Origin of the sequence: Klebsiella sp. 7-CIP_Kleb., from assembly GCF_050378655.1 — a bacterium.
GTDB lineage: Bacteria > Pseudomonadota > Gammaproteobacteria > Enterobacterales > Enterobacteriaceae > Klebsiella > Klebsiella quasipneumoniae.
Genome location: NZ_JBNRLJ010000002.1, coordinates 719,567 through 732,086 on the forward strand (window position 1 = coordinate 719,567; position 12,520 = coordinate 732,086).

Here is a 12,520-nt window from a genome sequence, read left to right on the forward strand (position 1 = left end):
TTTATGCTGGAGCGATCACAGAATCTTCTGCGAAACCCGGCCACACTCATTCGGCCCTTCGGGGCTGTTTTTTTCACGTAAAATGCACACGTGTGCAAAATAGGGAGTCAATATGCAATCTCAGGAATCAGAAGCGCTACAGGCCCGCTACCGCCTGGCCTGCGAGCTGGCGAAAGCAGGGGCTGAGCTGGCGTTTGAATACTATCAGCAACGCGAAGCGCTGACCGTCGACCATAAAGGCGACGACCTGCAGGACGTGGTCAGCGTGGCCGATAAGCGGGTGGAGGCCTTTGTGAAACAGCGTATTCAGAGCGCGTTTCCGGAGGATGGCTTTCTCGGCGAAGAGAGCGGCGCCCGCCTGCCCGACGCGCAAGTGCTGTGGGTGGTCGACCCCATCGATGGCACCAGCTGTTTCCTCAACGGCCTGCACACCTGGTGCCTGTCGCTGGCGATCGTCGCCGACGGCGAACCGGTCATCGGCGTGGTCTACGACCCCAACCATCGCGAGCTGTTTCACGCCCTGCGGGGTCATGGCGCCTGGCTCAATGACGCCCCGATCCGTCCGCACCCCGCGGCGACGGTCAGGGAGGGAGTGATGGGCGTCGGCACCTCGCATCGCGTCACCCCGGCGGACTTTCTGCCGTTTCTGCAGGCGCTGCTCAGCGACGGGGGCATGTTTATCCGCAACGGCTCCGGCGCGCTGATGAGCGCCTGGGCGGCGGCAGGCCGGTTGATTGGCTACTACGAGCCGCACATGAACCCGTGGGACGCCCTGCCGGGGCTGGTGCTGATGCGCGAAGCGGGCGGCGCCAGCAACGATTTTCTGGCGCAGGAGGGGATCCAGCGCGGCAACCCGCTGCTGCTGGCCAGCTCAACGCTCTACCCGCAGCTGAAAAAGATGATCCCACAACCATTACATTAACCCTTACGGGTCAGGCTATTTCTGATTATGTACTCTACACAGTAACGATAACTTCATTCACGGACGAACCACATCAATCAGTCAGGCCTCCGACCTGCGGAGAACCACCTATGTCTGGAATTATCGCTTTTTTCCGGGCGTCGCCGCCGAAAGCGGGCGCCGCGTTTGATGAACAGCGTTTTCGCCGGGTGCGCTGGCAAACCTTTATCGCCATGACCCTGGCCTACGTCACCTTTTACGTCTGCCGGTTATCCTTCACCGTCGCCAAAAGCGCGCTGGTGGAGTTGGGGATCACCCCGACGGAGCTCGGCATGATCGGCTCCACTCTGTTCTTCAGCTACGCCATCGGCAAGCTGGTCAATGGCTTTATCGCCGATCACGCCAACGTGGTGCGCTATATGAGCCTCGGTTTATTGCTCAGCGCCGGGATGAACCTGATGATGGGGATGACCACCAACGCCCTGCTGCTGGCCATCTTCTGGGGGATCAACGGCTGGGCGCAGTCGATGGGCGTCGGCCCCTGCGCGGTCTCGCTGGCGCGCTGGTACGGCGTTAAAGAGCGCGGCACCTTCTATGGCATCTGGTCGACGGCACATAATATCGGCGAGGCCGTCACCTATATGGTGATCGCCGCGGTGATCGCCGGGTTTGGCTGGCAGATGGGCTACCTGTCCACCGCCGCGCTCGGCGCCGCAGGCGTGGTGCTGCTGGTGCTGTTCATGCACGATTCGCCGCAGAGCAGCGGCTTCCCGTCCATCAACGTCATCCGCGATGAACCGCAGGAGGAGGTCGAAGCCCGCGGCTCTGTGTTTAAAAACCAGCTGCTGGCGCTGCGCAACCCGGCGCTGTGGACCCTCGCCCTCGCCTCCGCCTTTATGTACATCGACCGCTACGCCGTTAACTCCTGGGGGATCTTCTTCCTCGAGCAGGATAAAGCCTATTCCACGCTGGAGGCATCCGGGATTATCGGCGTCAACGCCATCGCCGGCATCGCCGGGACCATCATTGCCGGCATGCTCTCCGACCGCTTTTTCCCGCGCAACCGCAGCGTGATGGCCGGGTTTATCAGCCTGCTGAACACCGCCGGCTTCGCCCTGATGCTCTGGTCGCCGCACAATTATTACACTGATATTCTGGCGATGATTATCTTCGGGGCCACCATTGGCGCTCTGACCTGCTTCCTCGGCGGGCTGATCGCCGTCGATATCTCCTCGCGCAAAGCGGCGGGGGCCGCGCTCGGCACCATCGGCATCGCCAGCTACGCCGGCGCCGGCCTGGGCGAGTTTCTCACCGGGATCATTATTGATAAAACAGCTATCCTTGAGAACGGCAAAACGCTGTATGATTTCAGCACGTTGGCGCTGTTCTGGGTGGGTACCGGTCTGGGTTCCGCGCTACTCTGTTTTACCACTGCCGCCATCGTCGCCCGGCGCCATGCCGTCGAACGGCAGACCTCGTTCTCCTCATAACCGATTAACGAATTAAGGAAGAAGATATGATGCCTGCAAGACATCAGGGGCTGTTACGCCTGTTTATCGCCTGCGCGCTGCCGCTGCTGGCGCTGCAATCAGCCGCCGCCGCAGACTGGCAGCTGGAGAAAGTGGTGGAGCTTAGCCGCCACGGCATTCGTCCGCCGACGGCCGGCAACCGGGAAGCCATCGAGGCCGCCACCGGACGCCCATGGACCGAGTGGACCACCCATGACGGCGAGCTCACCGGTCATGGCTATGCCGCCGTGGTCAACAAAGGGCGTGAGGAAGGCCAGCACTATCGCCAGCTTGGCCTGCTGCAGGCGGGATGCCCGACGGCGGAGTCGATTTACGTGCGCGCCAGCCCGCTGCAGCGGACGCGGGCGACCGCCCAGGCGCTGGTGGATGGCGCCTTCCCCGGCTGTGGCGTCGCTATCCATTACGTCAACGGGGATGCCGATCCGCTGTTTCAGACCGACAAGTTCGCCGCCACGCAAACCGACCCCGCCCGCCAGCTAGCGGCGGTGAAAGAGAAGGCCGGGGATCTGGCGCAGCGTCGGCAGGCGCTGGCGCCGACTATCCAGCTATTGAAACAGGCGGTTTGCCAGGCCGATAAGCCCTGCCCGATCTTCGATACCCCATGGCAGGTCGAGCAGAGCAAAAGCGGGAAGACCACTATTAGCGGACTGAGCGTGATGGCCAATATGGTGGAAACGCTGCGTCTCGGCTGGAGTGAAAACCTGCCTCTCAGCCAGCTGGCGTGGGGCAAGATCGCCCAGGCCAGTCAGATCACGGCCCTGCTGCCGCTGTTAACGGAAAACTACGATCTGAGTAACGACGTGCTGTATACCGCGCAAAAACGCGGGTCGGTGCTGCTCAACGCCATGCTCGACGGCGTCAAACCAGAGGCGAGACCGAACGTACGCTGGCTGCTGCTGGTGGCGCATGACACCAACATCGCCATGGTGCGCACGCTGATGAACTTTAGCTGGCAGCTGCCGGGCTACAGCCGGGGGAATATCCCGCCGGGCAGTAGCCTGGTGCTGGAGCGCTGGCGCGACGCGAAGAGCGGGGAACGCTATCTGCGGGTCTATTTCCAGGCGCAAGGCCTCGACGACCTGCGTCGTCTGCAGACGCCGGACGCGCAGCACCCGATGCTGCGTCAGGAGTGGCGTCAGCCGGGCTGCCGTCAGACCGACGTCGGTACGCTGTGCCCCTTCCAGGCGGCCATCACCGCGCTGGGTCAGCGTATCGATCGGCCCTCCGCCCCGACGGTAGCGATGGTCCTGCCGTAGCGGCGTTTGCCGGGCCCGGGAAAGCCGTTTTTTCCAGGCCCGGCACGGAGTCCGTTATCCGTTATCCGGCGCAAACGCCCCGGCGGAGACCTGCGCCGGGGTGACCACCCCGCTGTCCAGCACCCAGCCGCTTATCAGCCCAGCAGGCGTGACATCGAACGCCGGATTGTACACGGCGGCCCCGGTCGGCGCCCACTGTACCGCGCCAAAGCTGCCCGCCACTCCGGTCACTTCGGCCGCGGCGCGCTGCTCAATGGGAATGGCCGCCCCGTTCGGGCAATGGCGGTCGAGGGTCGTCTGCGGCGCAGCGACGTAAAACGGGATCTGGTGGTAATGGGCCAATACCGCCAGGGAATAGGTGCCGATTTTATTCGCCACGTCGCCGTTGGCGGCGATGCGGTCGGCGCCGACCCACACCGCATCCACCTTCCCTTGCGCCATCAGGCTGGCGGCCATTGAATCGGCGATCAGCTGATAGGGCACGCCCAGCTCGCCCAGCTCCCAGGCGGTTAAACGACCGCCCTGCAGCAGCGGCCGGGTTTCATCGACCCACACGCTGGCCACTTTTCCCTGCTGATGCGCCAGCGCAATGACCCCCAGGGCGGTACCTACCCCGGCGGTCGCCAGGCCACCGGTGTTGCAGTGGGTCAGCAATCGACTGTCGGGCTTCACCAGCGCACTGCCCGCCTCAGCGATGCGGTCGCACAGCTGTTTATCTTCTTCGACCAGACGCAAGGCTTCCGCTTCCAGCGCCTGCGGATAATCCTCCCGGGCCAGCGCCTGCTTCATGCGATCCAGATTATTCATCAGGTTGACCGCCGTCGGCCGCGCCGCGCGCAGCGTCTCCAGCGCCTGCTGGAGTTCATCCCGGCTCAGGCCGCGCTGGGCCAGCAGGGCCAGCAGCAGGCTGGCGGACAGGCCAATCAACGGCGCGCCGCGCACCCGCAGGGCGTGAATATGGTCCACCAGCAGCGCAACGTTATCCGCCGCCAGCCAGCGTTTTTCCTGCGGCAAGGCCTGCTGGTCGAGAATAAAAAGCTGATTTTCACTCACCCGCAGGCTGGTGGTCTGTAATGTCTGCATGTCGTTAAATCCCTGTTGCGTTGTTGTATCACATTGTGTCAGGATGGAATCCAGAAGTATAGACGTCTGAACGGCTTAATCAGAATTCGAGGATCGAGGCAATGTCGCAATACCATACCTTCACCGCCCATGACGCCGTGGCTTACGCGCAGCAGTTCGCCGGCATCGACAACCCATCTGAGCTGGTCAGCGCGCAGGAAGTGGGCGATGGCAACCTCAATCTGGTGTTTAAAGTGTTCGATCGCCAGGGCGTCAGCCGGGCGATCGTCAAACAGGCCCTGCCCTACGTGCGCTGCGTCGGCGAATCCTGGCCGCTGACCCTCGACCGCGCCCGTCTCGAAGCGCAGACCCTGGTCGCCCACTATCAGCACAGCCCGCAGCACACGGTAAAAATCCATCACTTTGATCCCGAGCTGGCGGTGATGGTGATGGAAGATCTTTCCGACCACCGCATCTGGCGCGGGGAGCTTATCGCTAACGTCTACTACCCTCAGGCGGCCCGCCAGCTTGGCGACTATCTGGCGCAGGTGCTGTTTCACACCAGCGATTTCTATCTTCATCCCCACGAGAAAAAAGCGCAGGTAGCGCAGTTTATTAACCCGGCGATGTGCGAGATCACCGAGGATCTGTTCTTTAACGACCCGTATCAGATCCACGAGCGCAATAACTACCCGGCGGAGCTGGAGGCCGATGTCGCCGCCCTGCGCGACGACGCCCAGCTTAAGCTGGCGGTGGCGGCGCTGAAGCACCGTTTCTTTGCCCATGCGGAAGCGCTGCTGCACGGCGATATCCACAGCGGGTCGATCTTCGTTGCCGAAGGCAGCCTGAAGGCCATCGACGCCGAGTTCGGCTACTTCGGCCCCATCGGCTTCGATATCGGCACCGCCATCGGCAACCTGCTGCTGAACTACTGCGGCCTGCCGGGCCAGCTCGGCATTCGCGATGCCGCCGCCGCGCGCGAGCAGCGGCTGAACGACATCCACCAACTGTGGACCACCTTTGCCGAGCGCTTCCAGGCGCTGGCGGCGGAGAAAACCCGCGAGGCGGCGCTGGCTTACCCCGGCTATGCCTCCGCCTTTCTGAAAAAGGTGTGGGCGGACGCGGTCGGCTTCTGCGGCAGCGAACTGATCCGCCGCAGCGTCGGACTGTCGCACGTCGCGGATATCGACACTATCCAGGACGACGCCATGCGTCATGAGTGCCTGCGCCACGCCATTACCCTCGGCAGAGCGCTGATCGTGCTGGCCGAGCGTATCGACAGCGTCGACGAGCTGCTGGCGCGGGTGCGCCAGTACAGCTGAGTGCGGCCTGTTTTCCCTCACCCCGGCCCTCTCCCACAGGGAGAGGGAGCAAGCCCTAAAAAAGTGCAATTTTCTGGGATTGCCCGGCGGCGCTGCGCTTGCGCGGGCCTACAGATAACCGCATAACGGTTTGATGTTGCAGTCTTTCGTAGGCCGGGTAAGGCGAAAGCCGCCACCCGGCAGAAATGCGGGCACAATTTTGCGTTGACCTTGCCCTCACCCCAGATACTCAATCACCGACAGCCCGCCGTTGTAATCGGTGCTGTAGATAATTCCCTGGGCATCGACAAACACATCGCAGGACTGAATTACCCGCGGGCGGCCGGGACGGGTATCCATCATTCTCTCAGGAGCAGCCGGCACCAGCGCCCCGGTCTCCACCGGGCGATAAGGATTAGAAATGTCGTACGCCCGCACGCCGGCATTCTGATACGTGGCGAAGATAAGCGTTGAGCTGACAAAGCTCCCCGGCCGGTTCTCATGCAGATTGTGCGGGCCAAAATGCGCCCCTTTCGCCACATAGTCGATTTCATCCGGCTGTGGGAAAGTCGAGATACTCACCGGGTTCGCCGGCTCGCGGATATCAAACAGCCAGATCAGCTTCTCGCCGTCCTCCTGGTTGTCGAGCACCGCTTCATCCAGCACCACCAGCAGATCGCGATCCGGCAGCGGCAGCGCGGTATGCGTTCCGCCGCCGAACGGCGGGCTCCAGTTGCGATGGCTAATCAGCGTCGGCTGGGTTCTGTCTTTGACGTCCAGCAGCGTCAGGCCGCCGTCGCGCCAGCTGCCGTAGGCGGTATCCCCGGCAATAATGGCGTGGTGCAGCGCATAGCGTTTGCCCTGCGGCCAGTCCGGTGTTTCGCCGCCTGCCTGGTGCATCCCCGGCAGCCACCAGCGCCCGGCAACCTGCGGTTTACGCGGATCGGCCAGATCGATGGTCAGGAAGATGTAGTCGGTAAAACCGTCGATAAGCGCGGACACGTACGCCCAGCGGCCGCCGACGTACCAGATGCGGTGAATACCGATGCCATTAAGCGACAGAAAGCCAATTTCACGCGGCTTATCCGGCGTGGAGATATCAAACACGCGCAGCCCGGCGCTCCAGCCTTTGTCCTGCACATCGCTGACTGTGTCACCCACCGATCGGGTGTAGTACACCTTCTCATCAGCAAAACGGGCGTCGGCAAACAGGTCCCGGGCGTTGATCACCAGCAGCAGATCGTCATGCGCCTGGAGGTGCACGTTCCAGGTGCCCGAGGGCGCGGCAATATAGTTGACCGTAGTGGGCCGGGTCGGATCGCGAACATCGACCACGGAAAAACCCTGCGACACCATATGGCCGATATAGGCGAATCCGCGGTGCACCATCAGTTGCACGCCGTCCGGACGACCGCCCTGGTCGCTATGGCCAATCAGCCGCATATTGCGGCTGTATTCGGGGGAAGGTAATGCTGACATAGTGGATTCCTTACGCCCGGTGGCGCTACGCTTACCGGGCCTACGGGTGCAGTTGGTGTTCCCCCTCTCCCTGCGGGAGAGGGCCGGGGTGAGGGCACCAGACCGCCCCACCGCCATCCGGCTTCGTTTTATTTGTTTTTCGCTTCCAGCGTCGCGAACCACGGGGCGATAAAGTCTTCCGTCTGGCCCCAGCCCGGAATGATTTTCCCCAGCGAGGCCACGTTCACCGCCCCCGGCTGGGCCGCCAGCAGCGCCTGCGGGATAGCCGCCGCCTTGAAGTCGTAGGTGGCTGGCGTCGGCTCGCCGGCAATCTTATTAGCGATCAGCCGCACGTTGGTCGCGCCGATAAGCTTCGGATCCACCGCCACGCTCACTTTCCACGGGCTGCCAGCTTCGCGCATCAGCTGCAGATCCTGGTTGGAAATATCAATGCTGTAGAGTTTGATCTCGGTGCGGCCGTTCTCTTTCAGCGCTTTATAGGCCCCCTGGCTAAAGGCATCCCAGGTGCCCCAGATAGCGTCGATTTTCCCTTTCGGATACTTGGCGAGGATCGCCCCCACCTTGTTAGCGGTGTCGCCCTGCACATCGGATGAAACGGCGCCGATCGACTCCAGCTCTTTAATTCCCGGATTTTGCTTCAGCAGTGTCTGGTAAGCCGCCTGACGGCGCTCCATCGGCGGGAAGCCCGCCACCCACAGCTTGACGATGTTGGCCTTGCCGTTGAAGTCTTTCACCAGCTGGCCAAAGGAGAGCTCGGTCAGTGAGGCGTCATCCTGCTGGCTGACCGTCACTCCCGGGATCTCACCGCTCACTGCAGTATCGAACACCGCCACTTTAATCCCGGCGTCCACCGCCTTCTTCACCAGGGCCGTCGAATAGGGGTCACGCCCCTGGGAGAGAATAATGCCGTCATATTTCTGGCTGATCGCCTGGTTGACGAAGTCCTGGAACTTGGCGTCATCGCCGTTGCTCAGGAAGGTGCTGATTTTGAAACCGAGCTTTTTGCCTTCCTGCAGCGCCCCGGCGACAAACTGGGTGGTGTTATCGTCAGACCCCAGGTTGCGGATCACGGCAATGCGGATCGGGCCGTTGTGTTCGGCAATGGCCGCCGGCACCGGCGTCGGGGCGGTGGCCAGCGCCGCCGTCGACTGCAGCAGACCCAGCGTAATGAGAGAGAGTGCGATCTTTTTCATGCGGTTTACCCTGTAAAATGTTAAGTACGGCGCTGAAAATAGGTCAGTGCCAGCGCGCCAGCCAGTACCAGCCCTTTAATAATGTCCATCGCGTAATACGGCACCGAGAGCATCACCAGGCCGTTGGAGAGCACGCCGAGGATCACCGCCCCCACCAGCGTCCCCAGGGCGTTCGGTTTCCCGGAACCGGCCAGCGAAAAGCCGATCCAGGCCGCCGCCACCGCGTCCATCAGATAGCCGCCGCCGGCATTAACCTGCGAGGATCCGATGCGCGAGGCCAGCAGAATGCCGCCCAGCCCGGCCAGCAGCGAAGCAATCACATACGCCGCCACTTTATAACGCGTGATCCGCAGGCCGGAGAGCCGCGCCGCCTCCGGGTTGCCGCCGATGGCGTACATCCGCCGGCCGTGGGTGGTGAACGACAGCGCCAGCTGGGCGACCAGCGTTACCACCAGCATGATGATGACGATAGTCGGCACCTGGCCCAGCGCGCCAAACGCCGCCGGGATGGTGCCTTCCGCCATCTCGCCGCTCGGCAGCACCATGTTTTCGGTAATCGACCCGCCGTAGCTGTAGGTCATCGCCACCCCCTGAATCACAAACAGGCTGGCGAGGGTGGCGAGCATGTCGGGGATGCGCAGCACCACGATCAGAAAGGCGTTAAACAGCCCTACCAGAGTGCAGAGCACGAGGGTGATCAGGATTGCTTCGGTGGTCCCCAGGCCATGCCAGACGAACAGGGAGATCACCAGAGCGTTGGCCAGCGATGCCGTCGATCCGACGGACAGATCGAAGCCGCCGATGGTGAGGGAAATCGACACCCCAATGGCAATCACCGTCACGATGGCAATCGAGCGCAGAATGTTGATGATGTTGAACGGGTCAAGGAAATTGTCCGAGGCGAGGCCAAAGACCGCCACCAGCAGCACCACGGTCAGCAACATGCCCCACTTATAGAGAAAATCAAAAAATCGCTGACGGCCCGATACCGTCGCGTTCACTGCCAGGGCCTTGCTCACGCTGCCGCTCCTCCGGTTGAATAATAAAGCAGTGTCTCTTCCCGGGCTTCCGCGCCGGGGATCTCCGCCACGATCCGTCCGTCCCACAGTACGCAGATGCGGTCGCATAAACCGACCAGCTCGGCGAATTCACCCGAGGCATAAATCACCCCTTTGCCTTCCCGCGCCAGACCATCGATCAGCATGAACAGATCGGTTTTCGCTTTCACATCGACCCCTTTGGTCGGTTCGTCAAAAATCAAAACATTGGCATGACTGCGCAGCCATTTGCCAATGGCCACCTTCTGCTGATTGCCGCCGGAAAGACGGCGCAGCGCCTGACCGGGACCGGTGGCGCGCACGCCGAGGCGGGCAATCACCTCCTCCGCCCAGCGCCAGGCCTGCCGATGGCCGAACAGGCTCCAGCGCGAAAAGTGGTTATCGGCGCTGACCGCCAGGTTCATCGCGATCGGCTCTTCGATGAAAATGCCCTCTTTGCGCCGCTCCTCCGGGACCAGCGCCAGGCCGCGCCCTACCGAATCGGCCGGATCGCGCGGCCGCCACGGCTGGCCGTTCAGCTCGCCGCGCTGTACCCGGCTTTTGCTGGCGCCGAACAGCGCTTTGCACAGCTCAGTTTTGCCCGCGCCGGCCAGCCCAGCGATACCAAGAATTTCCCCCTTGCGCAGGCGCAGCGAGATATCCTGCAGCAGCGCCTCATCGTGCAGCCCTTCTACCTGCAGCAGCACTTCTTCACCGTGCGGCGGTCGCGGCGGCGGGAAGATATCGCTCAGCTCGTGGCCCAGCATCTTTTCGACAATCTGTTCTCCGCTCAGCGGCGCCATCGGGCCGCTCTCAATCAACCGCCCGTCACGCAGCACCGTCAGGGTGTCGCAGATCGCCTTCAGCTCGTGAATACGGTGCGAAATAAACACCACCCCGATCCCCTGCTGCTGCAGACGGCGCACCACCGCAAACAGGCGTTCGCTTTCATGCTGATCCAGCGGCGCGGTGGGTTCATCCAGAATCAAAAAGCGGCAATGGTGCGACAGGGCGCGGGCCAGCAGGATCTGCTGTTTTTCAGCAAGGGTGCAGCTATCAATAGAGCGCCTGACGTCCAGCGCCACGTCCAGCTGCGCCAGCGCCTCGCGCGCCAGCTGCCGAACCCGCGCCCAGCGGAAGGTCGTCCCCGGATCAGCCAGCCTGTCCAGCATGATGTTTTCGGCAATGCTCAGGCCCGGCACCAGCGCCACGTCCACCTCCTGCTGCACCAGGTGGATCCCCAGCTGTTTGGCATCCCGCGGCGAACGAATGGTGACCGGCTGGTTGTTGATCGTCACCTCGCCTTCATAGTGGGCGTGGGTGCCGCACAACACGGCCATCAGCGTCGACTTACCCGCGCCGTTGGCGCCGGTCAGGGCATGCACCGACCCGCCATAAAGGGTGAAGGCCACCTTGTTCAGCGCCTGAAAGCCGGAGAAGGCCAGGCTAATGTTATGCATCTCAAGGCGATTCGCGCTCATCACTGCTCCCGTGCGGCAATTAATCTTCTGATTTAACGAATTTTTCATAGCCGCCGCTGGCTGACAACTGCGTAAAAAGCATAAGATACAACGAAATAATATTAGCCATCTGGATGTCCAGACATAACATCAGGTTAGCCCAACACCAATAAGGACAGCACCCATGAGCAACAGCGATATCCGCGTCGTGCCCGGCCCGGCCAACTATTTCTCCCATTCTGGCAGCCTTGAGCGGCTGAGCGATTTTTTTAACGCCGACCAGTTGTCGCGGGCGGTGTGGGTCTATGGCGAGCGCGCCCTGGCCGGCGCCGAGCCTTTTCTGCCGGCGGCCTTCCACTTGCCGGAAGCGAAAAAGATCCGCTTTACCGGCCACTGCAGCGAACGCGACGTGGCGGGGCTGGTGCAGGCCTCAGGTGACGATCGAGCGGTAGTGATTGGCGTCGGCGGCGGCGCGCTGCTCGACAGCGCAAAAGTGCTGGCCCGCCGCCTGGGGGTTCCGCTGGTGGCCATCCCGACCATCGCCGCCACCTGCGCGGCGTGGACGCCGCTGTCGGTGTGGTACAGCGACGCCGGACAGGCGCTGAATTTTGAGATGTTCGATGACGCGAATTTCCTGGTGCTGGTCGAGCCGCGCATCATTCTCAACGCCCCGGCGGAGTACCTGCTGGCGGGCATTGGCGACACCTTAGCCAAATGGTATGAGGCCGTGGTACTGGCGCCGCAGCCGGAGGCTCTGCCGCTCACCGTGCGGCTGGGGATTAACGGCGCGCTGGCGATCCGCGACGTGCTGCTGGACAGCAGCGAAACGGCGCTGGCGGACCAGCGCCGCGGCGAGCTGACCCAGGCGTTTCGCGATGTGGTGGATGCAGTTATCGCCGGCGGCGGGATGGTTGGCGGGCTGGGGGAACGCTACACCCGGGTCGCCGCCGCCCATGCGGTGCACAACGGGCTGACGGTGCTGCCGCAGACGGATAAATTCCTCCATGGCACCAAGGTGGCCTACGGCATTCTGGTGCAAAGCGCCCTGCTCGGTCAGGATGAGGTATTGGCGCAGCTGGTGCAGGCCTGGCAGCGCTTTAACCTGCCGGCGACGCTGGCGGCGCTGGAGGTTGATATCAATAACCGCGCAGAGCTTGACCGGGTCATTGCCCATACCCTGCGCCCGGGCGAGTCGATTCATTATTTACCGGTGACCTTAACCCCTGGGGTTCTGCTCGCGGCGTTTGAGAAGGTGGAATACTTCAGCCGTTAATCACCCCGACCGTCTATACCTAATGATGA

General features: G+C 62.4%; 10 protein-coding genes. 5 read left to right on the top strand and 5 right to left on the bottom strand.

Annotation, left to right across the window (positions count from 1 at the left end; all coding sequences use genetic code 11):
* Window positions 1-112: 112 nt before the first annotated feature.
* The 3 genes from ACQUTI_RS11105 to ACQUTI_RS11115 all read left to right on the top strand — a co-directional run bounded on the left by ACQUTI_RS11105 (window position 113) and on the right by ACQUTI_RS11115 (window position 3,686).
* Complete coding sequence (locus ACQUTI_RS11105) at window positions 113-922, top strand: inositol monophosphatase family protein (RefSeq protein WP_017899069.1); 810 nt, start codon at window positions 113-115, stop codon at window positions 920-922.
* Between the two features lie 110 nt (window positions 923-1,032).
* Window positions 1,033-2,391 (top strand): MFS transporter, encoded by a 1,359-nt coding sequence (locus ACQUTI_RS11110; protein ID WP_023319949.1) that lies wholly within the window; start codon window positions 1,033-1,035, stop codon window positions 2,389-2,391.
* 26 nt (window positions 2,392-2,417) lie between these two features.
* Entirely contained in the window at window positions 2,418-3,686 is a 1,269-nt protein-coding gene (locus ACQUTI_RS11115) for a histidine phosphatase family protein (RefSeq protein WP_428923261.1), read from the top strand.
* 54 nt (window positions 3,687-3,740) lie between these two features.
* On the opposite strand, the gene mtnA is transcribed toward ACQUTI_RS11115, so the two are convergent.
* Window positions 3,741-4,769 carry an S-methyl-5-thioribose-1-phosphate isomerase gene (gene mtnA, locus ACQUTI_RS11120; protein ID WP_023319948.1) on the bottom strand — a complete coding sequence of 343 codons (1,029 nt, stop codon included), beginning with the start codon at window positions 4,767-4,769 and terminating at the stop codon, window positions 3,741-3,743.
* Between the two features lie 101 nt (window positions 4,770-4,870).
* Here mtnA and mtnK point away from each other — a divergent pair, with 101 nt between their 5' ends.
* Window positions 4,871-6,070 (top strand): S-methyl-5-thioribose kinase, encoded by a 1,200-nt coding sequence (gene mtnK / locus ACQUTI_RS11125; protein ID WP_096833599.1) that lies wholly within the window; start codon window positions 4,871-4,873, stop codon window positions 6,068-6,070.
* 216 nt (window positions 6,071-6,286) lie between these two features.
* Here the strand turns inward: mtnK and ACQUTI_RS11130 are convergent, their stop codons facing one another.
* The 4 genes from ACQUTI_RS11130 to ACQUTI_RS11145 all read right to left on the bottom strand — a co-directional run bounded on the left by ACQUTI_RS11130 (window position 6,287) and on the right by ACQUTI_RS11145 (window position 11,239).
* Window positions 6,287-7,528 carry an LVIVD repeat-containing protein gene (locus ACQUTI_RS11130; protein ID WP_017899065.1) on the bottom strand — a complete coding sequence of 414 codons (1,242 nt, stop codon included), beginning with the start codon at window positions 7,526-7,528 and terminating at the stop codon, window positions 6,287-6,289.
* 128 nt (window positions 7,529-7,656) lie between these two features.
* Window positions 7,657-8,721 (bottom strand): sugar ABC transporter substrate-binding protein, encoded by a 1,065-nt coding sequence (locus ACQUTI_RS11135; RefSeq protein ID WP_004885784.1) that lies wholly within the window; start codon window positions 8,719-8,721, stop codon window positions 7,657-7,659.
* Window positions 8,722-8,741: 20 nt separating this feature from the next.
* A complete protein-coding gene (locus ACQUTI_RS11140) occupies window positions 8,742-9,740 on the bottom strand; it encodes an ABC transporter permease (RefSeq protein ID WP_004885781.1) in 999 nt (332 codons plus the stop codon).
* Window positions 9,737-11,239: a sugar ABC transporter ATP-binding protein gene (locus ACQUTI_RS11145; RefSeq protein WP_428923262.1), complete on the bottom strand. Its 1,503-nt coding sequence runs from the start codon at window positions 11,237-11,239 to the stop codon at window positions 9,737-9,739. The genes ACQUTI_RS11140 and ACQUTI_RS11145 overlap by 4 nt, the downstream gene beginning before the upstream one ends.
* Window positions 11,240-11,402: 163 nt before the next feature.
* Between ACQUTI_RS11145 and ACQUTI_RS11150 the strand changes: the two genes are divergently transcribed.
* Entirely contained in the window at window positions 11,403-12,491 is a 1,089-nt protein-coding gene (locus tag ACQUTI_RS11150; RefSeq protein WP_428923263.1) for an oxidoreductase, read from the top strand.
* The last annotated feature ends 29 nt before the right edge of the window (window positions 12,492-12,520 follow it).

What these genes read in the sequence shown, in the direction of transcription:
- ACQUTI_RS11105 (WP_017899069.1), top strand. Translation starts at nt 113, where the DNA reads ATGCAATCTCAGGAATCAGAAGCGCTACAGGCCCGCTACCGCCTGGCC.
- ACQUTI_RS11110 (WP_023319949.1), top strand. Translation starts at nt 1,033, where the DNA reads ATGTCTGGAATTATCGCTTTTTTCCGGGCGTCGCCGCCGAAAGCGGGC.
- ACQUTI_RS11115 (WP_428923261.1), top strand. Translation starts at nt 2,418, where the DNA reads ATGATGCCTGCAAGACATCAGGGGCTGTTACGCCTGTTTATCGCCTGC.
- mtnA (WP_023319948.1), bottom strand. Translation starts at nt 4,769, where the DNA reads ATGCAGACATTACAGACCACCAGCCTGCGGGTGAGTGAAAATCAGCTT.
- mtnK (WP_096833599.1), top strand. Translation starts at nt 4,871, where the DNA reads ATGTCGCAATACCATACCTTCACCGCCCATGACGCCGTGGCTTACGCG.
- ACQUTI_RS11130 (WP_017899065.1), bottom strand. Translation starts at nt 7,528, where the DNA reads ATGTCAGCATTACCTTCCCCCGAATACAGCCGCAATATGCGGCTGATT.
- ACQUTI_RS11135 (WP_004885784.1), bottom strand. Translation starts at nt 8,721, where the DNA reads ATGAAAAAGATCGCACTCTCTCTCATTACGCTGGGTCTGCTGCAGTCG.
- ACQUTI_RS11145 (WP_428923262.1), bottom strand. Translation starts at nt 11,239, where the DNA reads ATGAGCGCGAATCGCCTTGAGATGCATAACATTAGCCTGGCCTTCTCC.
- ACQUTI_RS11150 (WP_428923263.1), top strand. Translation starts at nt 11,403, where the DNA reads ATGAGCAACAGCGATATCCGCGTCGTGCCCGGCCCGGCCAACTATTTC.